This is a genomic window from Nocardioides aquaticus (assembly GCF_018459925.1).
In the GTDB taxonomy this organism is placed as follows: domain Bacteria; phylum Actinomycetota; class Actinomycetes; order Propionibacteriales; family Nocardioidaceae; genus Nocardioides; species Nocardioides aquaticus.
On the sequence record NZ_CP075371.1, the window covers coordinates 3,286,941 to 3,309,164 of the forward strand.

The window sequence follows — 22,224 nt, forward strand, 5'->3', positions numbered from 1 at the left end:
TCGCTCGCTCCTCGACCACCGGTTCCGCGCGCCGTCGACCACCGGGTGCTGCGCGCCCTCGACCGCAGGGTCGCGCCCTTGACCGCAGGGTGCCGCACGCCGCGTCAATGGGTAGATCGCACTCACCTGATGGCTGCGATCTACCCATCGACCCCACCGCCCCGGTCTCGTGACGCTCGCTTCGCTCGCTCCTCGACCACCGGCGACGCTTCGCTTGCTCCTCGACCTCCGGGCACCGTCCTGTCCGCGAGTGTCATCTCGGCTGTCCGCGAGCGTCACCTCGGCTGTCCGGAAGCGTCATCTCGGCGGGGCCGGACGCACACCGGCCCACCGGTGCGTCCCGGGTGGGGGACGTCGGTGGGCCGGTGGTGCGGCCGGTGGAGCGGGGTCAGTCCGTGGTGAGGCGCACCACGGTGTGGGAGACCTCGTCGTCGGCGTAGGCCGAGACGCCCAGCCCGCTGAGGGGGGCGAGGTTCTCGGTGACCATCGGGTCCCCGCCGGAGAGCGCCTCGGCGACGGACTCGAGCCCGTCGAAGTTCACGAAGAGCACCGCGCCGGCCTCGTCGACGTTCGGGACGACCTCCTCGAAAACCTCCGACCCGCCGAGGCCGCCGTCGCCGACGACGTCGGCGCGGTAGTCGGCGTTCGGGCCGACGACCAGGGCGTCGCCCTCGGCGTCGCTGGCCAGGAAGGTCTCCGCGGCCGGCTCCCCGCCCGCGGCCGAGCGCAGCTTCTCCAGCACCTGCTCGATCTCGTCGGGCTCACCCTGGACCTTGACCGCCACGGGGAGTGCGGAAAGGTCCTCGCTCGCGAAGACCGACGCCAGGTCGGCACCGCTGCCCAGCGAGACCGTGGCGGAGTCGCCGAAGAGGGTCTCGACGTCCTCCGGCAGGGTCAGGCCGGTCGCCTCCTCGGCGGCCTCCAGCTGGTCGCTGACCGTGCTGCCGCCGTCGGAGATCACCTCGTCCGCGTAGGCCACGACCTCCTCGAACCAGCCGTCCTGGAACCCGACGCCGAAGGCGGCGACGGTGTCCTCGGGCAGCGACGACATCGCCGAGGCGCCCCGGTCGTTGCCGAGCATCGCCGCGGCCGGCGACGCGCCGCCGTCGACCGCGGTCTCGACCTCCACGGCGCCGTCGGAGAACCGCACGGTCATCGCCGCGCCCTCGAAGTCGGCCAGCGCCTCGGTGAGCTGGGGCGGGACGCCGGGCGTCACCGCCAGCGCGGACGGGTCCGCGGCAGGGTCGGACATCGGGTCGCCGAGGGCCTCGGCCGGGATCGCGCCACCCTCCTCGGCCAGCTTCGCCAGCAGCGGACCCGCCTCGGGGGCCAGGTAGCCCGAGATGACGCCCGGCTCGCCGGCCTCCTCGGTCCAGCGGGTGAAGTCCTCGTCGTCGGCCAGGGAGCCCTCGCCGGTCAGGGCCAGGACCTCCTCGGCGGTGTCGTCGTCCTCGGCCAGCAGCGCCCAGTCGCCGTCGACGGCCAGACCGCCCTCACCGTCGGCGCACTCCTGGATCGCGGAGCCCAGCGCGGACTCGGCCTCGCCGGCGTCGGAGACCTGCATCACCACAACCGGCGAGGGGGTCTCCTCGCCGAGGTCGACCGCCGCGACGGCGAACCGCTCGCCGATCCACGGGGCCACGTCGTCGTCGTAGTCCAGGCCGCACTCGTTCTCGGCCAGGACCTCCTCACCGATCACGCGGCGGAGGTCGTCCTCGGAGTCGATGTCGACCTCGTCGGTGAACGCCGGGAACTTCTGCAGCGTCCGCAGCGCCTCGAGCTTCTGCTCCCCGCTCGGGTCGAGGTCGACCGAGAGGTAGCCCACCGTGCTCGCGGGCAGCGCCTGGGCGGCCTGGTCGCCGGTGCCGAAGAAGCTCATCGCGGCCCAGGTGCCGCCGCCGGCCAGCGCCAGCGCGGCCACGCCGCCGACGCCGAGGACGGCCAGCCTCTTGCGGCCGCCGGAGGAACGGGTGGGTCCCACCGGGCTCCCGGCGCCCTGCTCGAGGGTCTCGCCGCGCGGCGGGGTGGGGCTGTCGGAGGGCGGGGTGCTGGACACGAGGTGCTCCCGGGCGGGTCGGTGACGAGGTGCGTGACGCACTGGTCAGACGAGGCTACCCAGCCGACGGCGTCCGCGGGGTGCTCTCGGCACGACCTGCGTCGGGCGAGAGGAAGAACACCGCCGCCAGGCCGGCCAGCGCGGCGGCCGGCAGGGTCAGGAACGGCGTCGACCCGGTGACCGTGAGCGCCCCCGGCACGCTCGTGCCGTCGGGCGCGTCCGCGGCCACCACCGCGGGGTCCGCGGGGCCCAGCCAGGTGCCGACCTGCCACATCACGTAGGCCGCCAGGGCGCCGCCCAGCACCACCGCGAGCAGCGTCAGCAGCTCGTGGCGGGTCCCCACGAGCGCGGCCAGCACGCCGAGGACGAGCCCGCCGGCCGCGGCGACCAGGACGTACGAGCTGGTGCCCCGCGTCTGCAGCGACAGCGCCCGCTCGTCCAGCGGGAACCACTGCCCGCCCTGCACCGTGCCCGGCGGAGGGGTCCAGACCAGCTGCCCCCAGACCACGCCCAGCACCGCCCCGGCGAGCACGAGACCCACCAGGACCGCCAGCGGTCGCCACGCGCCACGGCTCATCCGGTCAGGCACCCCGGTCCGAGCAGCGCCTTGAGGTCGGCGAACAGCGCCGAGCTCGGCGTCACGCGGAGCCGGTCGTCGAGCCGCATCACGGTCGTGGCCTCCCGGGTCAGCAGCCGCAGGCGTACCTCGGTCATCCCGGGGTGGGTGCCCAGGACGTCGCGCAGCTGCTCGACCACGGGGCCGGTGCAGCGGGTGGAGGGCATCGAGATCACCACGGGCCCGGCCGGGCCGTCGTCGAGGTCCGGGACGCTGACCTCCTGCCCGTGCAGCTCGGGCTGGTCCTTGCTGCGCGAGAGCCGTCCGCGGACGGTGAGGATCGCGTCCTGCACCAGGTGCGGGCTCGCGAGCTGGTAGGAACTCGGGAACAGCAGCACCTCGATCGCGCCGTCGAGGTCCTCCAGCGTGATCATCGCCCAGGCGTCGCCCTTCTTGGTGATCTTGCGCTGGACCGCGGTGACCAGGCCGCTGACGGTGACCGTCGAGCCGTCGGCGCGCTCCTCGTCGAGCATCAGCTGGCCGATCGAGCAGTCCGCGCCGCGCTGCAGCACGTGCTCGAGGCCGAGCAGCGGGTGGTCGGAGACGTACAGCCCGAGCATGTCGCGCTCGTGGCCGAGCAGCGTCATCTTGTCCCACTCGTCGATGTCGGGCAGCGCGACGCTGACGCCGAACCCGCCGTCGGCGTCGTCGAGGCCCCCGAAGAGCGAGTCCTGGCCGATCGCCTCGTTGCGCTTGATGTCGACGTACTGGTCGACGGCACCCTCGTGGACCGCGACCAGGGCGCGCCGCTTGTGCTTCATCTCGTCGAAGGCGCCGGCCTTGACCAGCGACTCGATGACCCGCTTGTTGCACACGTGCAGCGGGACCTTGTCCAGGAAGTCGGCGAAGTCGGCGTAGCGTCCCTTCTCCTCGCGGCCGGCGACGATCCCGTCGACGACGTTGGCCCCGACGTTGCGCACGGCGGTGAGGCCGAAGCGCACGTCGGTGCCGACCGGGGTGAAGTCGTGCGCCGACTCGTTCACGTCGGGCGGCAGGACCTGGATCTTCATCCGCCGGCACTCGTTGAGGTAGATCGCCGACTTGTCCTTGTCGGACTGCGTCGAGGTCAGCAGCGCGGCCATGTACTCGGCCGGGTAGTGCGCCTTCAGGTAGGCCGTCCAGTACGACACCACGCCGTAGGCCGCCGAGTGCGCCTTGTTGAAGGCGTAGTCGGAGAACGGCAGCAGGATGTCCCACAGGGTCTTCACCGCGGCCATCGAGTAGCCGCGCTCGGTCATCCCCGCGGAGAACCCGGCGAACTGCTTGTCCAGCTCGGCCTTCTTCTTCTTGCCCATCGCGCGGCGCAGGATGTCGGCCTGGCCCAGGCTGTAGCCCGCGAGCTTCTGCGCGATCGCCATCACCTGCTCCTGGTAGACGATCAGGCCGTAGGTCTCGCCCAGGATGTCGGCCAGCGGCTCGGCGAGCTCGGGGTGGATCGGGTCCACCGGCTCGCGGCCGTTCTTGCGGCGGGCGTACTTGTTGTGGGAGTCGGCGCCCATCGGGCCCGGCCGGTAGAGGGCGCCGACGGCCGAGATGTCCTCGAAGGCGTCCGGCTTCATGCTGCGCAGCAGCGCCCGCATCGGGCCGCCGTCGAGCTGGAAGACCCCGAGGGTGTCGCCGCGCTGCAGCAGCTCGTAGGTCAGCGGGTCGGTCAGCGGGAGGTCCTCGAGGACGACCTCCTCGCCGCGGTTCGCCCGGATGTTCTTCACCGCGTCGTCGAGGACCGTGAGGTTGCGCAGCCCCAGGAAGTCCATCTTGATCAGCCCGAGCGCCTCGCACGTCGGGTAGTCGAACTGGGTGATCATCGCGCCGTCGGCCGGGCGCCGCAGCAGCGGGATGACGTCGGCCAGCGGCTCGCTGGACATCAGCACCCCGGCGGCGTGCACGCCCCACTGGCGCTTGAGCCCCTCGATGCCGATCGCGGTGTCGACCACGCGCTTGACGTCCTGGTCGGCCTCGTAGAGCGAGCGGAACTCCCCGCCCTCGGAGTAGCGGGAGTGCCCGGGGTCGAAGACCTCGGTCAGCGGGACGTCCTTGCCCATCACCGCGGCCGGCATGGCCTTGGTGATCCGGTCGCCCATCGCGAAGGGGTACCCGAGGATCCGGCTGGAGTCCTTGACGGCCTGCTTGGCCTTGATCGTGCCGTAGGTGACGATGTAGGAGACCCGGTCGTCGCCGTACTTCTCGGTGACGTAGCGGATCACCTCGCCGCGACGACGCTCGTCGAAGTCGATGTCGAAGTCGGGCATCGAGACGCGGTCCGGGTTCAGGAAGCGCTCGAAGATCAGGCCGTGGACGAGCGGGTCGAGGTCGGTGATCCGCATCGCGTACGCCACCATCGAGCCGGCGCCGGACCCGCGGCCCGGGCCGACCCGGATCCCGTGGTCCTTGGCCCAGTTGATGAAGTCGGCGACCACCAGGAAGTAGCCCGGGAACCCCATCTGGGTGATCACGCCGATCTCGAACTCGGCCTGCTTGCGCGAGGCGTCCGGCACGCCCCCGGGGTAGCGCGCGGCGAGGCCGCGCTCGACCTCCTTGACCAGCCAGGAGTCCTCGTTCTCCCCCGGCGGGCAGGGGAAGCGGGGCATGAACGTGCCGTTGCCCTCGGTGAAGGAGACGTCGCAGCGCTCGGCGATCAGCAGCGTGTTGTCGCAGGCCTCGCGCAGGTCGTACTTGTCGGCCCACAGCGAGCGCATCTCGGCCGCGGACTTCAGGTAGTAGCCGTTGCCGGAGAAGGCGAACCGCTGCCCGGGCCCGTCGCCGGCGGGGATGTCCATCGTCGAGCCGGAGTTGATGCACAGCAGGTGCTCCTGGGACAGCGAGTCCTCCTGCATCACGTAGTGCGAGTCGTTGGTGGCCAGGAACGGGATCTTCAGGTCCCGGCCCAGCCGCAGCAGGCCGTCGCGCACGCGGTTCTCGATGGACAGTCCGTGGTCCATCAGCTCGAGGAAGTAGTTCTCCTTGCCGAGGATGTCCTGGTACTCGGCGGCGACCTGGCGGGCGGCGTCGTAGTTGCCGTAGCGCAGGTGCACCTGCACCTCGCCCGAGGGGCACCCGGTGGTGCCGATGATGCCCTTGCCGTGCCGGCTCAGGAGCTCCTTGTCCATCCGGGGCTGCTTGAAGAACCCCTCCCGCCAGGCGCCGGTGGTGAGCCGGAAGAGGTTGTGCATGCCCTCGGTCGACTCCGAGAGCAGCGTCATGTGCGTGTAGGCACCGCGCGCCGAGACGTCGTCGGGACCGCCGTCGTAGAGGTTGACCCCGCGCCGCTCGGAGCGCGGGATGCCCGGGGTGAAGTACGCCTCGATGCCGATGATCGGCTTGACTCCGGCGGCCCGGGCCTTGGAGTAGAACTCGTAGGCGCCGAAGACGTTGCCGTGGTCGGTCATCGCGACCGCCGGCATCCCGAGCTCGGCGGCCCGCTCGGTGAGCTGGGTGAGCCGCGCGGCCCCGTCCAGCATGGAGTACTCGGTGTGGACGTGGAGGTGGACGAAGGAGTCCCCGGATCCGCTCGTCATGGGTGGCGTGGTGCTCCTCACCGGGTCGTCAGGGCGTGCGGCAACGGCGCGACCGGACCGGTCGGGCACCGCTGGGGAAGACGGTCAGCCTAGTTCACCACGCGGCGCCGACAGCCCCCGGACCGCGGACGCTCCCGCGGCCCGCAGCCGTACGTCGGGCTCGTGCTCCTCGTTGTCGGACCCGTCGGTCGAACCCACCTCGACGAGCCCGTGGCGGCGGTAGAACGCCCGGGCCGGGGCGTTGCTGGCGAAGACCCACAGGTCGAAGCCGCCGGGCCGCACCGCCCGGGCGAGGTCCAGCAGCGCGCCACCGATGCCCTGGCCCTGGTGGGCGGGGTCGACGTAGAGGTCGTCGAGCCAGGTGTCGGTCAGCAGGGCGTAGCCGACGACCCGGTCACCGACCTCGCCCAGCCACAGGTCGCACGCGGTGAGGTCGGTGCGCCCCAGGTGGGCGCGCACGGCGTCGTCGTCGTGCACCGGGGGCGGCATCGCCGGCACCGCGGCCCGGCGCGCCCGCAGGTGCACCTCGGCCACCGCGGCCAGGTCCCCGGTCGTGCCGGGACGCAGGACGAGGTCGGGGGTCACAGCCCGCGGACCACGTCCAGGGCACTCTCCAGGTCGGCGGGGTACTCGGTCGAGTACTCGACCTGCTCCCCCGTCGCCGGGTGCTCGAAGCCGAGGCGGACGGCGTGCAGCCACTGGCGGCGCAGCCCCAGCCGCTGGGCGAGCACGGGGTCGGCGCCGTAGGTGAGGTCCCCGACGCACGGGTGCTTCAACGCCGACATGTGCACCCGGATCTGGTGGGTGCGGCCGGTCTCGAGGTGGACCTCGAGCAGGCTGGCGAAGCGGTGCGCCTCGAGGGTCTCGTAGTGCGTGACGCTCGGCCGGCCGTCGGCCACCACGGCGAAGCGGTGGTCCGAGGTGCCGGGGTGCCGCCCGATCGGGGCGTCGACGGTGCCCTCCAGCGGGTCCGGGTAGCCCTGGACCAGCGCGTGGTAGGTCTTGTCGACCGTGCGCTCGCGGAAGGCGTTCTTGAGCAGGGAGTAGGCCCGCTCGCTCTTGGCGATCACCATCACGCCGGAGGTGCCGACGTCGAGACGCTGGACGATGCCCTGGCGCTCCGAGGCGCCGCTGGTGGCGATCCGGAAGCCCGCCCCGGCGAGGTGGCCCACGACGGTCGGACCGCTCCAGCCCGGGCTCGGGTGGACCGCGACCCCGACCGGCTTGTCGATGACGACGATCTCGTCGTCGTCGTGGACGATCCCGATCCCCTCGACGATCTCCGGCACCACCAGCAGGGGGTCCTGCTCGACCGGGAAGGTGACCTCGAGCCGGGCGCCACCGAGGACCCGGTCGCTCTTCGCCGCGGCGCCGCCGTCGAGCTCGACCAGGCCACGGGCGATCAGGTCGGCTGCCCGGCTGCGCGAGACGCCGAACAGCTGGGCCATGACGGCGTCGACGCGCTCGCCCTCCAGGCTGTCGGGCACGTCGAGCGTGCGGTGGTCGGCGGTGCTCACGCGGTCCCGTCCCGGTCCCCGGCGTCGACCGGCTCGCCGTCGACCCGGACGTTGCGGAACGCCTGGACCAGGATCAGCCCGGCGGCGACGTTGATCGCGATGTCGGCGAGGTTGAACACCGGCCAGCTCGGCAGCTGCAGGAAGTCGATGACGTGCCCCCGCAGCGGCGACGGCTCGCGCAGCAGCCGGTCGGTCAGGTTCCCGACCACGCCGGCCAGCAGCAGGCCGAGCGCGGTGGCCCACACGAGGCTGCCCACACGTCGGGAGACCCACAGCACGACCAGCGTGGCGAGGATGGCGAAGCAGCTGAGCGCGACGGTGTACTCGGTGCCGGTGCTGAAGGCCGCGCCCGGGTTGCGGACCAGGGTCAGGTTCAGCACGCCGTCGACGACGCTCACGTCGCCGTCGGCGAGCCTGGCCACCGCCAGGGCCTTGGTGACCTGGTCCGCGGCGTACCAGGTGGTGGCCAGCGTCACGAGCAGGACGACCGAGGCGACGCGTCGTCGGCGGGAGGGCACGGAGGGCGACACGGGGCCCGGGGACCCCTGCTCGTCGCTCAGCGACGTTCCTCGCGCTGCTTGCATGTCAGGCAGAGTGTCGCACGCGGGAACGCCATCAGCCTCATCTTGCCGATGGCCTCGCCGCAGGACTCGCACCGCCCGTAGGTGCCGTCGTCGATGCGCGCGAGCGCGCGGTCGATCTGGGCCAGCTTGTCGCGCTCGTTGTTCAGCACGGTCAGCTCGTAGTCCCGCTCGAAGCTGCTCGCGCCCACGTCGGCCTGGTCGTGACCAGCGCCGTCGCCGGAGTCGCGCAGCAGCCCTTCGAGCTCCTCGGACTGGTCGTCGAGGATGCCCTGGCCGTGCTCGCGCTGCTGGTGCAGCTCGGTGAGGACCTCCTCGACCTCGGCGGCGGTCCAGGCGTCCTCACCCTCCTTCACCACGAGGTCGGCGACGGGTGCCTGCTGGGCCGCGGTGGCGGCCGAGGTCTTCTTCACGGGGACCAACTTCATCGTCGTCGGGCTGCGGGGTGGCCATGCTCGCGCGAGGCGGTCCGGACGGTCGGCCCGGCCGGTGTCGCGGCGCTGCACGGAGGTTATCCGGTGCTCCCTCACCCTCCAACCCGAGGCCCGGACGCACCGGAGGCCGGCCCCGTGCGGGACCGGCCTCCGGTGGTGTGCTGCGGGGAGCTGCTCAGCCCTCGTCCTCGCCGAGGATCGAGCGGAGCCGCTTCGGCGGGACCTGGTCCTCGTCGTCAGGCGCCTGGGACTCCCCGGCTCCGTCGAGGGACTCGAGCTGCTGGGTGAAGTAGCTCTTGAGGCGGGAGCGGTACTCGCGCTCGAAGGAGCGCAGGTTCTCCACCTCGGCGTTGAGCTTGTTCCGCTCCTTCTCGAGGTCGCCGAAGAGCTGGGTGCGGCGCTCGGCGGTCTCGGTGTCAAGCATCTCGGCGCGGGTACGGGCCTCGGACTCGGTGCGGTCGGCCTTGGTCTTCGACTCGGACTCGAGGCGCTCGGCCTTGGTCCGGGCCTCGCCGACGATCTTGTCGGCCTCGTTCTTGGCCTCGTCGACGAGCTCGTCGGCGTTGCGGGTGGCGAGCTCGAGCAGCCGGGCCGCGGCGTTGGACGCCTCGGCGACGTTGGCCACCCGGGGCTTCTCGACCGGCGCCGCGGGGGCTGCAGCCGGCGCCGGGGCGGACGAGGACTCCGCGGCGGGCTCCGGGGTCGACTCCGGCGCGTCCTTGGTGGTCGCGGCCGAGGGCGTGGCCTGCGTCGGCGGCTCGAAGGACCCGCCCTGCGCTGCGGAGAGCTTGGCGCGGAGGTCGTCGTTGTCCTTGGTGAGACGGGCCAGCTCGGCCTCGACCTCGTCCAGGAACTGGTCGACCTCGCCCATGTCGTAGCCCTCACGGAGCCGGACAGGCGTGAAGCGCTTGTTGCTCACGTCCTCAGGCGTCAGCGGCATGACGTCACCCAATTCGTTCTCGAAGCTCTGTTGTCGGGGCCGGGGGGCCCGCGGTCGGCGTCGTCACAGGTCGCGGCGGACACCTCGCCAGACAATAACGTCTGGCTGGGGCCGGTGTGACCAGGGAGTCAGGAGAGCAGCAGCGAGCGGTTCAGCGACTGCAGGATCAGCGCGCTGATCAGCACGATGATGAACGACAGGTCCAGCGCCACGCTGCCCAGCCGCAGCGGCGGGACGACCTTGCGCAGAGCCTTGATCGGGGGGTCGGTGATGGAGTAGACCACCTCCAGCGCCACCAGCAGGGGGCCGCTGGGCGACCACGAGCGGGCGAACACCTGCACCCAGTCCACGACGAACCTGATCCACATGCACGCGATGAACAGCCAGAGGACGGTCTCGATGACCTGTCCGACGATCTGCAAGGAACAGCCTCAGCTCTGGTTGAAGAACCCGCCCTCGGCGATCCGCTGCTTGTCCTCGGCAGCGACCGAGACGTTGGGCGGGGAGAGCAGGAACACCTTGTTGGTGATGCGCTCGATGCTGCCACGCGTGGCAAAGACGAGCCCGGCTGCGAAGTCGACCAGGCGCTTGGCGTCCGAGTCGTCCATCTCCGAGAGGTTCATGATGACCGGGGTGCCGTCGCGGAAGTTCTCCCCCACGGTACGGGCCTCGTTGTAGGTGCTGGGGTGCAGCGTGGTGATCACCGACAGCTCCGCGACCGTCCCGACCGGGGCGCCGACGGGGCCCGGCGTCGCGACGGGGCCACGGCCCCGGCGCTCGGACAGGTCGGCGACGGCGGCCGGACGGAACTCCCGGGTACGGCTCGGGCGACCGGCGCCCACGGCGGCGGTCTCCTCGGCGTGGCGGTCCTCGAGGTCGTGCTCGTCGTACCGACCGGTGTCCTCGAGCAGGCCGAGGTACTCGCCGATCTTCCGCATTCCGCCGCTCATGAGATGAACCTTCCGCTACGTCGGTCGCGCCAGACGGCGGCGCTCCCAGGTGGTGTGGACACTACGCGACCGACGGCCGCGATCCGAGGATGGCCGAACCCACGCGTACGCGTGTCGCTCCGGCCATCACGGCGGCCTCGAGGTCGCCGCTCATCCCGGCCGAGAGCTCCTCGGCGCGGGGGTGCTGCTCCCGCAGCCGGGCGTGCAGCCCGGTCAGCAGGTCGAAGGCGCGGGCGGGGTCGCCGTCGTTCGGTGCGACCGCCATCAGCCCGCGCAGGCGCAGTCCCTCGGCGGCCTCGACCGCGTCGGCGAGGGCCGGCAGGTCCTCGGGGTCGGCGCCGGCGCGCTGGTCGGCACCGGGCGGGTCCAGGGAGACCTGGACCAGCACGTCGATCTCGCGGCCCTCGCGCTCGGCGCCCCGCGCCAGCGGCGCGACGAGCTTGGCGCGGTCCACGGACTGCACCACGTCGGCCCAGCTCGCCAGGGCGGCGGCCTTGTTGGACTGCAGGCCCCCGACGAAGTGCCACCGCAGCCCGAGGTCGAGCAGCTCCTCACGCTTGGCCTGCGCCTCCTGGTGCCGGTTCTCGGCCACCTCGGTCACGCCGAGGCCGGCCAGCAGCCGCACGTCGGAGGCCGGGAAGAACTTCGTGACCACGGTCAGGGCCACCCCGGCGGGGTCGCGCCCGGCGTCACGACAGGCCCCGGCCAGGCGCTCGCGCACCCGGTCCAGGCCTGCGGCCAGCTCGTCTCCGCGCGCACTCACGAGAGCCACACCAGACCGGCCAGCCGGCCGGAGCCGGCACCGTCGCGCCGGTAGGACGGCAGCGCCGGCTCCTCCCGGGTGCAGCCGCCGACGTCGACGACCTCGACGCCGGCCCGGTCGAGCTGGGTCCGGACACCCCGGCCGACGTCGACCGAGGGCGTGCCCCAGCTCGTCTCGGCCCACGCCTCGGGGACGACGGCACAGACCTCGTCGCGCATCGCGGCCGGGACCTCGTAGCAGGAGCCGCAGACGTGCGGCCCGACCCAGGCGTGGAGGTCACCGCGGGTCGCCCCCCGGGCCTCCATGGCCTCGACCGCCCGGGTGGTCACGTCCAGCACCATCCCGCCGCGCCCGGCGTGGACGGCCCCGACCACCCCGGCGACCGGGTCGGCGAGGACGACCGGGACGCAGTCCGCGGCACGCACCATCAGCCCGACGCCCGGGGTCGTGGTGACCAGGGCGTCGGCCGAGGGCACCTGGTCGGGTGCCGGGGCCTGGTCGACCGCCACCACCTCGTCACCGTGCACCTGGCTGAGCCGGGCGAACCGGACACCGCACGCCTCCTCCAGCCGACCGAGGTGGTCGGTGAAGCCGGGACGGAGCCCCTGGAGGTCGAGGGTGGCGTCGGTGAAGGCGACGTCCACGCGCACCCCGCCCTCCACCGACCCTCGGAACCAGAACACCGGACTACTTCAGGAAGTCCGGGACGTCGAGCTCGTCGTCGTCGAACTGCACCGGCCGCGGGGCCGGGCGCGCGGGCTGCTGACGCTCGGGCTGGCGGTCCTGCTGCCGGTCCTGCTGCCGGTCCTGCTCGCGGTCCTGCTGGCGGTCCTGCTGGGCCGGGGCCGGCGGCGCGGTGCGCTGCTGGCCCACGCCCACCGGCTGCGGCTGACGGGGCTGCTCGGTGCGCTGCGGGCCCTGCTCGCGGCTCGGTGCGGGCGCCCGCACCTCGGCCGGCTGCGCCTTGGGCTCGCGACGCAGGACGGTGCCCTCGTCGCGACGCTTGGGCTGCCCGCCGTCGAACCCGGCGGCGATCACCGTCACCCGCACCTCGTCACCGAGGGCGTCGTCGATGGTCGCGCCGAAGATGATGTTGGCGTCGGCGTGGGCGGCCTCGGCCACCAGCGCGGCGGCCTCGTTGATCTCGAACAGGCCGAGGTCGGAGCCTCCCGCGATCGAGAGGAGCACGCCGTAGGCGCCGTCGATGGAGGCCTCGAGCAGCGGGCTGCTCACCGCCATCTCCGCCGCGGCGACCGAGCGGTCCTCGCCGCGGGCCGAGCCGATGCCCATCAGGGCGGAGCCGGCGTTGGCCATGACCGACTTGACGTCGGCGAAGTCGAGGTTGATCAGGCCGGGGGTGGTGATCAGGTCGGTGATGCCCGAGACGCCCTGGAGGAGGACCTGGTCGGCCTGCTTGAAGGCGTCGAGCACCGAGACGTTGCGGTCGCTGATCGACAGCAGCCGGTCGTTGGGGATCACGATGAGGGTGTCGACCTCCTCGCGGAGACCGGCGATGCCCTCCTCGGCGGAGTTGGCCCGACGGCGGCCCTCGAAGGCGAACGGGCGGGTCACCACGCCGATGGTCAGCGCGCCGAGCGACCGGGCGATGCGCGCGACGACCGGCGCGCCGCCGGTGCCGGTGCCGCCGCCCTCGCCGGCGGTGACGAAGACCATGTCGGCGCCCTTGAGCACCTCCTCGATCTCGTCGGCGTGGTCCTCGGCGGCCTGTCCCCCGACCTCGGGGTTGGCGCCGGCGCCGAGGCCGCGGGTGAGCTCACGGCCGATGTCGAGCTTGACGTCGGCGTCGCTCATGAGCAGGGCCTGGGCGTCGGTGTTGATCGCGATGAACTCGACACCCTTGAGGCCGATCTCGATCATGCGGTTGACGGCGTTGACCCCGCCACCGCCGATGCCCACGACCTTGATGATGGCCAGGTAGTTCTGTGCAGCTGCCACGGCGGCTCCACCTCTCGTGGTTGCTTGGGTGCTGGGGACGGACGATGCTGGACCTTGCCGACGAGGACCGGGGAAGCCTGCAGCTGACAACCTTGACCCTCAGGTGGAGGGTTATAGTTATGTCAACCTCGTCGTGGTGAAGAACCTAGGCAGGGCGAGGACCCGCCACGCGCAGACACGCCGCCGTGTCGACATATTTCTTCCCCGGCGACGGACGCCCCGTCCGGGACCGGTCGGGTCAGCCGCGGGTGGTGGGCAGGCCGGGCACGCTGACGTCGTACTCGGCGGCCTCGCCCTGGCGCAGCAGCGCGGCGAGCACGGCGGCCTTCTGCTCCGACTGCGCGGCGCTCCCCCACCGCACGAGCGCGCCGGCGCGCAGCTCCAGGGTGATCTGGTCCACGGTCTCGACCTCGAGGTGGTCGACGGCCGCGGCGAGGTCGTCGGGCATCGCCCCGACCACGCCGGCGGCCTCGGCCAGCGCCTCGGGCCCGACCTCGCGCGAGGTCTCGACCCGCGGCAGCCCGGAGTCCGGGCCGACCGGGGTGAGCACGGTGCCCTCCTCGTCGAGGCCGCGCACCTCCTGGCCGACCGCGACCGCGGCGACCGGCTCCCGCTCGACGACGTCGATGACGACGGTGTCGGGCCAGGAGCGGGTCACCTCGACCTCGCGGACCAGGGCCAGGCTGCCGACGCGCAGGCGGACGGACTCGAGGTCGGCGGTGGCCAGCGGGCCACCGGTCGGCACGGCCGCGGCCTCGGTGACCTGGGCGGCCGACAGGGTCTGCTCCCCGCGCACCTCGACGTCGGACACCGCGAGCCAGGAGGAGAAGTAGACGGCGTGGACCGCACCCGCGACCAGCGCGGCGACCACCAGGAACGCGAGCACCAGGCGCCACACGCGCCAGCGACGACGCCACTGGCGGCGGGCGAAGCGGCGGCGGCTGCGCTCGACCTGGCGGGCCCGACGCGCCTGCTCGGGCGAGGGGGCCACGGCACGGGCGGCGGTCTGCGTGCGGTCGCTGACGTCGGTCACCGTGCGTCCTCCCCGAGCCGTGCGAGCACCTGCGGCCCGAGCCGGGTGACGTCGCCGGCGCCGAGGGTCAGCACCAGGTCACCCGGGCGGGCGGCGGCCACGACGGCGGCCACCGCGGCACCGTGGTCGGGCTCGAAGTGCACGTGGTCGGAGGGCAGCGGCACGGCGTCGGCGACCAGGGCGCCGGTCACGGCGGGGTCGGCGTCCTCGCGGGCGAGGTAGACGTCGAGGACGACCACCTCGTCGCCCGCGCCGAGCGCCTCACCCATGGCCGCGCCCAGCAGCCGGGTGCGCGAGACCAGGTGGGGCTGGAAGACGACGAGCAGCCGGCCGGTCCCGGCCACGGCGCGGGCGGCCTCGAGGTCGGCGGCGATCTCGACGGGGTGGTGGGCGTAGGAGTCGTAGACCCGGACCCCACCGGCCTCCCCCTTCGGCTCCATCCGGCGCTGCGTGCCGGTGAAGGAGGCCAGGCCGCGGGCCAGGGCGTCGAACGGGTGCCCCAGGCGCAGGCCCACGGTGAGCGCGGCCAGCGCGTCGACGACGTAGTGCCGACCGGGGATGGCCAGCACGACCCGGCCGAGCTCGACCCCGCGGTCGACCACGGTGAAGGCCGAGGTGGTGCCCTCGAGGACGAGGTCGGTCGCCCGCACCTCCGCGTCGGGGTGCTCGCCGACGGCCACCACCCTGCGCCCCTGGGCGCGCTGGCGCTCCGCGAGCCGGGCGGCGCCGGCGTTGTCGACGCAGGCGACCAGGAAGCCCTCGGGGTCGACGCGGTCGGCGAACTCGTCGAACGCCGCGGCGTACGCCTCCTCGGTCCCCCACTGGTCGAGGTGGTCGGACTCGACGTTGGTGACCAGCGCGGCGTACGGGTGGTAGACGAGGAACGCGCCGTCGCTCTCGTCGGCCTCCGCGACGAAGTCCCCGCCGGAGCCGTGGTCGGCGTTGCGGCCGGTCGCCGAGAGCACCCCGCCGACGGTGTAGGACGGGTCGGCCCCGGCCTCGAGCATCGCCACCGTGAGCAGCGAGGTGGTCGTGGTCTTGCCGTGCGTGCCGGCCACGGCCAGCAGCCTCCGGCCCCGCAGGACGGACTCGAGACCGGCCGAGCGCGGCAGCAGCAGCAGGCCGCGCCGGCGCGCCTCGAGCACCTCCGGGTTGTCCTCGCGGGCGGCCGTGGTCACCACCACGGTGTCGGCGTCGCCCAGGTGCTCGGCGGCGTAGCCGTGGTGCAGCCCGACACCGACCTCGCGCAGGGCCGGCAGGAAGGGCGTGTCCTGGTCGTCGCTGCCCGTCACCGGGAGGCCCCGCTGGGCCATCACCCGCGCGATGGCCGACAGCCCGGCACCGCCGGCCCCCACGAAGTGGACCCGGCCGAGGTCCTCGGCAGCCGGCACGTTCTCCGGCACGGGCAGCCTCATGCGCCGCCGCCCCCGCGGCCGGCGGAGCCGCCGGCGGCGACCTCGAGCACGATCCTGGCCAGCCGCTCGTCGGCGTCGGCGGGCACCAGCGTGGACGCGGCCCGGCCCATCACGGCCAGCTTGTCGGGGTCGGCCAGCAGGCCCGGGACCGTCGCGCTGACCCAGCCGGCGTCGAGGTCGGCGTCCTCGACCAGGAGGGCTCCCCCGGCGCTGACGACCGGCTCGGCGTTGCGGCGCTGCTCGCCGTTGCCGATCGGCAGCGGCACGAACACCGCGGGCAGCCCGACCGCCGCCGCCTCGGCCACGCTGTTGGCGCCGGCCCGGCAGATCATCAGGTCCCCGGCGGCCAGCAGCAGGTCCATCCGCTCCACGAACCGCTCGACGACGTACGCCGGGCCGTCACCACCGTCGCGCCGCGACGTCCTGGCCACCTCGTCGGGCACCTCGCCCTTGGCGCCGATGACGTGGAGCACCTGCACACCCGACAGCCCGAGCAGCTCGGCGGCGCCGGACACGGCCTGGTTGATCCGCCGGGCGCCCTGCGAACCGCCGGTGACGACCAGGGTCGGCACGTCGGGGTCGAGGCCGAAGAACCTGCGCGCCTCCTCCCGGACGGCGTCGCGGTCCAGCCCGGAGATCATCCGGCGCAGCGGCAGCCCGACGACCTCGGCGTGCCGGAGGTCGGTGCCGGGGAAGCTGACCGCGACCCGCTGCGCGACGCGTGCCCCCACCTTGTTGCCGAGACCGGGCAGGGCGTTCTGCTCGTGGACGACCACGGGCAGCCGGCGGCGGCGGGCGGCGAGGTAGGCCGGCACCGAGACGTAGCCGCCGTACCCGACGACGACGTCGGGGCGCACCCGGTCGAGGACCTCCCCTGCGGCCTTGGACGCAGCACGGACCCGGCCCGGCACCCGGAGCAGGTCGACCGACAGCGACCGGGGAAGCGGTACGGGCGGGACCAGCTCGAGCGGGTAGCCGGCGGCCGGGACCACCTGGTTCTCCAGGCCGCGCGGCGTGCCGAGGCAGGTGATCTCGACGCTCGGGTCGAGCCTGGTCAGCGCGTCGGCGGTGGCCAGCAGCGGCGAGGTGTGGCCGGCGGTGCCGCCACCGGCGAGGAGGATGCGCACCACGCTCACCGCCTCGCCATCAGGCCAGAGGAGGCACGGCGCCGACGCGCGGCCAGGGCCGCGGCGGCCTCGGGCTCGCGGCGGGCGAAGCCGACGAGCAGGCCGAGCGCGGCCAGGGTCGGCACGAGGCCGGAGCCGCCGTAGGAGACCAGGGGCAGGGGGATCCCGATCACGGGGAGCAGGGCGAGCACCATCCCGACGTTGACGATCATCTGGCCGATCAGCCAGACCACGATGCCGAAGGTCGCGTAGCGCACGAACGGGTCGGTCGTTCGGCGCGCGATCCCGAGGGCGGCCCAGGCCAGGGCCAGGAACAGCCCGATCACGAGCAGGGTGCCGACCAGGCCGAGCTCCTCGCCGAGCACCGCGAAGATGAAGTCGGTGTGGGCGGCGGTCAGCGTCCCCCACTTCTGCTGGCTGGCGCCGATCCCCTCCCCGAACCAGCCGCCGCTGGACATCGCGTAGAGGCCGTGGGCGGGTTGCCAGCCGGCGTCGTAGTAGTCCTGGAAGGGGTCCAGGAAGTTGGTCAGCCGCTTGAGCCGCTCGGCGTTCGTGGCCGCGAGCACGCCGGCCACCACGCTGACGAGGCTGAGGGAGAGCACGAAGAGGCGGGCCGGCGCCCCGACCACCCAGAGCATGCCGAGCAGGATCGCGAAGAAGACCATCGCGGTGCCGAGGTCGCGGCCGAGCACCACCAGGCCGGTGGCCAGCACCATGCCCGGGACCACCGGCACCAGCACCTCGTGCAGGCTGCCGAGGCGGCGCTCCTTGTTGGCGTAGATGTGCGCGGCCCACAGCACGAGCGAGAACTTCGCGATCTCGGAGGGCTGGATCAGCAGCGGGCCGACGGCCAGCCAGTTGGTGTTGCCGTTGACCTCGACGCCCAGGAAGGCGGTCATCAGCAGCAGGACCAGCGAGAAGGAGAAGGCCGGGTAGGCCAGGTTGCGCACCAAGCGGTGCGGCAGCCGGCTGGCCAGGAACGCCACCGGCAGGCCGACCGCGGCCCACATCAGCTGGCGCCGCACGATGGCGTACGAGTCCCCGGTGTCGGCGAAGGCCTGCACGCTCGAGGCCGACAGCACCATGATCAGCCCGATCGTGAGCAGCAGCGACGCCGACCCGATCAGCACGTAGTAGGTCGTCAGCGGGCGGTCCATGGCGTCGCGCAGCGACCGCACCCACGGCACCCACGGCGCGCGCCGCAGCGGGCTGCGGACGCGGTCGCCCGACGGGCCGCCGGCAGGGGCGGTGGCCGAGGGACGCTCCGGCTCCACGGTGGTCATCGTGGGGCCTCCTCGTCGTCGGTCTTCTCGGCCCGGTCTCCCCGGCCTGGTCTGGTCAGCGGTCCTCGGCGGCGAGGGCCCGTACCGCGGCGGCGAACGCGTCGCCCCGCGCGGCGTAGGAGGTGAACTGGTCCATCGAGGCGCATCCCGGTGCCAGCAGCACCGTGTCCCCGGCGACGACCAGGTCGGCCGCCGCGGCGACGACCCGTCCCATCAGGTCCGCTCCACCGTCGTCTCGCGTGGCCCCATCCTCGCGGGCCTCCACCTGTCGGACCGGCACATCCGGAGCGTGTCGCGAAAGGGCCTCGGCGATGACGGCGCGGTCGCGGCCGATCAGCACCACCCCGCGCAGCCGGTCGCGCACGGTGCGCACCAGCTCGTCGAACTGGGCGCCCTTCGCGAGCCCCCCGGCCACCCAGACCACGGGCTCGTAGGCCATCAGCGAGGACGCGGCGGCGTGCGGGTTGGTGGCCTTCGAGTCGTCGACCCACACGACGTCGCGGTGCCGGGCGACCTCGGTGATCCGGTGCCCGTCGGGCCGGAAGGCGCGCAGCCCGTCGCGCACCGCCGCCTGGCTGACGCCGTGGGCCCGGGCGAGCGCGGCCGCGGCCAACGCGTTCGAGACGTAGTGGGGCGCGGCGGAGGCGAGGTCGCCGACGGTGCACAGCTCGGCGGCGCTGGTGGCGCGCTCGGGGATGAAGGCCCGGTCGACCAGGATGTCCTCGACCAGGCCGAGCATGCCCACGGCCGGCATCTCGAGGCCGAACCCGACCGCGCGGGCACCCTCGACGACGTCGGCGTCGCGGACCAGCTGCTCGGTGAGCGGCTCGGCGGTGTTGTAGACGCAGGCGTCCCGCACGTGCTCGTAGACCCGACCCTTGTCGGCGGCGTAGTCGGCCATCGAGGAGTACCAGTCCAGGTGGTCCTCGGCGATGTTCAGGACCACCGCGGCCTGCGGGCTCATCGAGCGCGTGTAGTGCAGCTGGAAGCTGGAGAGCTCCACGGCGAGGACGTCGTACGGCTCGGGGTCCATCACGGCCTCGACCACCGGGAGCCCGACGTTGCCGACCGCCAGGCTGCGCAGGCCGGCGGCGCGCAGGATGGTATCGAGCATCTGGGTGGTGGTGGTCTTGCCGTTGGTGCCCGTGACGCACAGCCACGGGGTGTCGTGCTCGGGGTGGCGCAGCCGCCAGGCCAGCTCGACCTCGCCCCAGACCGGGATGCCACGGGCCCGGGCCTGCGCCAGCAGCGGCGCGCTCGGCCGCCACCCCGGCGAGGTGACGACGAGGTCGACGTCGGGCGGCAGCTCCGCGGTGGAGCCGCTGCCGAGGCGGACCTCGGCGCCGAGGATCTCCAGCAGCTCGGCCTTCTCGGCGCGCTCCTGGTCGCCCTCGGACTCGTCGACGGCCAGGACCGAGGAGCCGAGGTGGGTCAGGTTGTCGGCGGCGGCGAAGCCGGAGACGCCGAACCCGGCCACGACCGTCCGCACGCCCTCCCAGGAGTCCAGGCGGCCGAGGTCGGTGGGGTCACGGGGCGCGGCGCTCACAGGCGGGCCACCCACTCGGCGTAGAAGATCCCGAGCCCGGTGGCCACGAAGAGGCCGGTGATGATCCAGAACCGGACGACCACGGTCACCTGCTCCCAGCCGAGCATCTCGAAGTGGTGGTGGATCGGGGCGATCCGGAAGACCCGCCGACCGGTGCCGGTGAAGCGCTTCGTGGTCTTGAACCAGGTCACCTGGATCATCACCGACAGCGTCTCCAGCACGAAGATCCCGCCGAGGATCACCGCGAGCAGCTCGGTGCGGGTCAGGATGGCCAGCCCGGCCAGCGCGCCGCCGAGCGCGAGCGAGCCGGTGTCGCCCATGAAGATTGCGGCCGGTGAGGCGTTCCACCACAGGAACCCGAAGCACGCCCCCGTGATCGCCGCGGCCACCACGGCGAGGTCGAGGGGGTCGCGGACGTCGTAGCAGAACGAGCCGGGGTTGGACTCGCACAGCTGGTTGTTCTGCCAGATGTTGACCAGGGTGTAGGCGCCGAAGACCATCACGCTCGCGCCGGTGGCCAGGCCGTCGAGGCCGTCGGTGAGGTTCACGGCGTTGCTGAAGCCGGTGCTGAGGAGCCAGATGAACAGGACGGCGATCACCGTCGGCAGGACCAGCCACTCGAGGTCGCGCAGGAAGCTGACGCTGTGCGAGGCGGGCGTCCGGCCGTAGTCGTCCTCCAGCCACGGCGAGAGCGCGAGCACGCCGAAGACCAGGGCCACCGAGGTCTGCCCGATCATCTTGGCCTTGCTCCGCAGGCCCAGGCTGCGCTGGCGGTAGATCTTGATGGCGTCGTCGAGGAAGCCGACCGCACCCATCCCGACGAAGAGGAACAGCAGCAGCAGCGCGGAGGCCGACGGCGCTTCCAGGGTGATCAGCTTGGCCAGTCCGTAGCCGACGACCGTGGCCAGGATGATCACCACACCCCCCATCGTGGGCGTCCCGCGCTTGGTGTGGTGCGTGGTCGGTCCGTCGTCGCGGATCTCCTGGCCGTAGCCGCGACGGGTCAGCAGCGTGATGGCGACACGGGTGCCGAGCAGCGAGATCAGCAGCGCGAAGCCACCGCCGAGCAGGATCGCTCTCATCGGGCGCTCATCGGGGCGGGCCCCTCTCCGGTCGGGTCGTGGGTGCCGACGACCGCCGGGTCGGGCCCGACGAGCGCAGCGGCGACCTCCTCGAGCGCGGCGCCGCGGGAGGCCTTGACCAGGACGGCGTCCCGGGCACCGGCATTCTCCCTCACCCAGGCGGTCGCCTCGTCACGGCTCTCCGCGAGCACCACCTCGCCCGCCCAGCCGGCCACCTCGCGGGCGCCGTCGGCCAGGGCGGGGGCGCCCACGACGAGCAGCACGTCGGTGCCGCGCTCGGCGGCGGCCCGGCCGACGTCGCGGTGGGCCTGCTCGGCGCCGGGGCCGAGCTCGAGCATCTCCCCCAGCACCGCCACCGCGCGCCGCCCGGTGCGGCGGCGGATCGCGGCCAGCGCGTCGAGCGCGGCGACCATGGACGCGGGGTTGGCGTTGTAGGCGTCGTTGAGGACCACGAGGCCGTCCTCGCGCTCGGTCAGCTCCATCCGCCAGCGCGACGCGGCGCGGGCGGTCGCCAGCGAGCTGGCCACGGCCTCCAGGGGCACGCCGACGGCCAGCGCCATCGCGGCGGCCGCGGTAGCGTTGGCCACCTGGTGCGCGCCGACCTGGGCCAGCCGTACCGCGGCGCGGTCCTCGCCGTGGGCCAGCACGAAGGCGGGTCGCCCGAGGTCGTCCAGCTCGACGTCGAGACCGGACACGTCGGCCCCGGGCCCGCCGAAGGTCAGCACGCGGGCACGCGTGCGCGACGCCATCGCGGCGACCAGCGGGTCGTCGGCGTTCAGCACCGCGGTGCCGGCGGCCGGCAGCGCCTCGACGATCTCGCCCTTGGCGACCGCGATCGCCTCGGCGCTGCCGAACTCCCCGATGTGGGCCGTGCCGACGTTCAGCACGGCGGCGACCGTCGGGGGTGCCACCTCGCAGAGGTAGGCGACGTGGCCGATGCCCCGGGCGCCCATCTCGACCACGAGGTGCTCGGTGCCGGCGTCGGCGCGCAGCGCGGTCAGCGGCACCCCGAGCTCGTTGTTCAGGTTGCCGCGGGTGGCGACCGTCGGGCCGTGGTCGGCGAGGACGTGGGCGAGGTAGTCCTTGGTGCCGGTCTTGCCCTGCGAGCCCGTCATCGCCAGCGTCGGGACGCGGAGGCCGTCCAGGACGTGGCGCGCGAGCCTCCCCAGCGCGACCACGGGGTCGTCGACCACCACGGTGGGGGCGTCGGTGGGCCTGCTGCCGAGCACGGCATGGGCGCCACCGGCGTGGACGTGGCCGTCGACCCGCTCCCCGACCACGGCGACGTAGAGGCCGCCCGGGACGGGGTCGCGGCTGTCGAGGTAGGCCGGGGCGTCCACGACGACGCCGTGGTGACGGGGGTCGGCGACGGTGCCGCCGACGACGCGGGCCAGCTCCTCGAGGCGCAGC

General features: G+C 73.3%; 20 protein-coding genes. All 20 read right to left on the bottom strand.

All coding sequences use genetic code 11. The features are described 5' to 3' along the window. Window positions 1-388: 388 nt before the first annotated feature. The 20 genes from ENKNEFLB_RS15870 to ENKNEFLB_RS15965 all read right to left on the bottom strand — a co-directional run bounded on the left by ENKNEFLB_RS15870 (window position 389) and on the right by ENKNEFLB_RS15965 (window position 22,223). Complete coding sequence (locus ENKNEFLB_RS15870; protein WP_214056283.1) at window positions 389-2,056, bottom strand: DUF3352 domain-containing protein; 1,668 nt, start codon at window positions 2,054-2,056, stop codon at window positions 389-391. Between the two features lie 55 nt (window positions 2,057-2,111). After that, window positions 2,112-2,633, bottom strand: a complete 522-nt coding sequence (locus ENKNEFLB_RS15875) for a hypothetical protein (RefSeq protein WP_214056284.1) — start codon at window positions 2,631-2,633, stop codon at window positions 2,112-2,114. Next, on the bottom strand, window positions 2,630-6,187 hold the full coding sequence (dnaE, locus tag ENKNEFLB_RS15880; protein WP_214056285.1) for a DNA polymerase III subunit alpha: 3,558 nt from the start codon (window positions 6,185-6,187) through the stop codon (window positions 2,630-2,632). Before dnaE ends, ENKNEFLB_RS15875 begins: the two co-directional genes overlap by 4 nt. A gap of 84 nt (window positions 6,188-6,271) precedes the next feature. Then, window positions 6,272-6,772: a GNAT family N-acetyltransferase gene (locus tag ENKNEFLB_RS15885; RefSeq protein WP_246535592.1), complete on the bottom strand. Its 501-nt coding sequence runs from the start codon at window positions 6,770-6,772 to the stop codon at window positions 6,272-6,274. After that, on the bottom strand, window positions 6,769-7,704 hold the full coding sequence (locus tag ENKNEFLB_RS15890; RefSeq protein WP_275955899.1) for an RluA family pseudouridine synthase: 936 nt from the start codon (window positions 7,702-7,704) through the stop codon (window positions 6,769-6,771). Before ENKNEFLB_RS15890 ends, ENKNEFLB_RS15885 begins: the two co-directional genes overlap by 4 nt. Next, entirely contained in the window at window positions 7,701-8,234 is a 534-nt protein-coding gene (lspA, locus tag ENKNEFLB_RS15895) for a signal peptidase II (RefSeq protein WP_246535593.1), read from the bottom strand. Before lspA ends, ENKNEFLB_RS15890 begins: the two co-directional genes overlap by 4 nt. 26 nt (window positions 8,235-8,260) lie before the next feature. After that, complete coding sequence (locus ENKNEFLB_RS15900) at window positions 8,261-8,713, bottom strand: TraR/DksA family transcriptional regulator (RefSeq protein ID WP_214056287.1); 453 nt, start codon at window positions 8,711-8,713, stop codon at window positions 8,261-8,263. A 181-nt stretch (window positions 8,714-8,894) separates the two neighbouring features. Then, complete coding sequence (locus ENKNEFLB_RS15905; protein WP_214056288.1) at window positions 8,895-9,659, bottom strand: DivIVA domain-containing protein; 765 nt, start codon at window positions 9,657-9,659, stop codon at window positions 8,895-8,897. A gap of 128 nt (window positions 9,660-9,787) precedes the next feature. Then, window positions 9,788-10,081 (bottom strand): YggT family protein, encoded by a 294-nt coding sequence (locus ENKNEFLB_RS15910; protein WP_214056289.1) that lies wholly within the window; start codon window positions 10,079-10,081, stop codon window positions 9,788-9,790. A gap of 9 nt (window positions 10,082-10,090) precedes the next feature. After that, entirely contained in the window at window positions 10,091-10,609 is a 519-nt protein-coding gene (locus tag ENKNEFLB_RS23280; RefSeq protein WP_214056290.1) for a cell division protein SepF, read from the bottom strand. A 61-nt stretch (window positions 10,610-10,670) separates the two neighbouring features. Beyond that, entirely contained in the window at window positions 10,671-11,372 is a 702-nt protein-coding gene (locus ENKNEFLB_RS15920) for a YggS family pyridoxal phosphate-dependent enzyme (protein WP_214056291.1), read from the bottom strand. Further along, window positions 11,369-12,055 carry a peptidoglycan editing factor PgeF gene (pgeF, locus tag ENKNEFLB_RS15925; RefSeq protein WP_214056292.1) on the bottom strand — a complete coding sequence of 229 codons (687 nt, stop codon included), beginning with the start codon at window positions 12,053-12,055 and terminating at the stop codon, window positions 11,369-11,371. Before pgeF ends, ENKNEFLB_RS15920 begins: the two co-directional genes overlap by 4 nt. A gap of 4 nt (window positions 12,056-12,059) precedes the next feature. Continuing rightward, complete coding sequence (ftsZ, locus tag ENKNEFLB_RS15930) at window positions 12,060-13,328, bottom strand: cell division protein FtsZ (RefSeq protein WP_214056293.1); 1,269 nt, start codon at window positions 13,326-13,328, stop codon at window positions 12,060-12,062. A gap of 238 nt (window positions 13,329-13,566) precedes the next feature. Next, entirely contained in the window at window positions 13,567-14,361 is a 795-nt protein-coding gene (locus tag ENKNEFLB_RS15935; RefSeq protein WP_246535594.1) for a cell division protein FtsQ/DivIB, read from the bottom strand. After that, complete coding sequence (gene murC, locus ENKNEFLB_RS15940) at window positions 14,358-15,776, bottom strand: UDP-N-acetylmuramate--L-alanine ligase (protein WP_214056294.1); 1,419 nt, start codon at window positions 15,774-15,776, stop codon at window positions 14,358-14,360. The genes ENKNEFLB_RS15935 and murC overlap by 4 nt, the downstream gene beginning before the upstream one ends. Continuing rightward, entirely contained in the window at window positions 15,773-16,903 is a 1,131-nt protein-coding gene (gene murG / locus ENKNEFLB_RS15945; RefSeq protein ID WP_214059526.1) for an undecaprenyldiphospho-muramoylpentapeptide beta-N-acetylglucosaminyltransferase, read from the bottom strand. Before murG ends, murC begins: the two co-directional genes overlap by 4 nt. Window positions 16,904-16,908: 5 nt before the next feature. Next, window positions 16,909-18,186 carry a putative lipid II flippase FtsW gene (ftsW, locus tag ENKNEFLB_RS15950; RefSeq protein ID WP_214056295.1) on the bottom strand — a complete coding sequence of 426 codons (1,278 nt, stop codon included), beginning with the start codon at window positions 18,184-18,186 and terminating at the stop codon, window positions 16,909-16,911. Between the two features lie 55 nt (window positions 18,187-18,241). Continuing rightward, window positions 18,242-19,732: a UDP-N-acetylmuramoyl-L-alanine--D-glutamate ligase gene (gene murD, locus ENKNEFLB_RS15955; protein ID WP_214056296.1), complete on the bottom strand. Its 1,491-nt coding sequence runs from the start codon at window positions 19,730-19,732 to the stop codon at window positions 18,242-18,244. Beyond that, the gene (mraY, locus tag ENKNEFLB_RS15960) at window positions 19,729-20,814 is read right to left on the bottom strand and encodes a phospho-N-acetylmuramoyl-pentapeptide-transferase (protein WP_214056297.1); all 1,086 of its coding nucleotides are present in this window, start codon (window positions 20,812-20,814) and stop codon (window positions 19,729-19,731) included. The genes murD and mraY overlap by 4 nt, the downstream gene beginning before the upstream one ends. Then, on the bottom strand, window positions 20,811-22,223 hold the full coding sequence (locus ENKNEFLB_RS15965) for a UDP-N-acetylmuramoyl-tripeptide--D-alanyl-D-alanine ligase (protein WP_420830556.1): 1,413 nt from the start codon (window positions 22,221-22,223) through the stop codon (window positions 20,811-20,813). Before ENKNEFLB_RS15965 ends, mraY begins: the two co-directional genes overlap by 4 nt. Between the last annotated feature and the right edge of the window lies 1 nt (window position 22,224).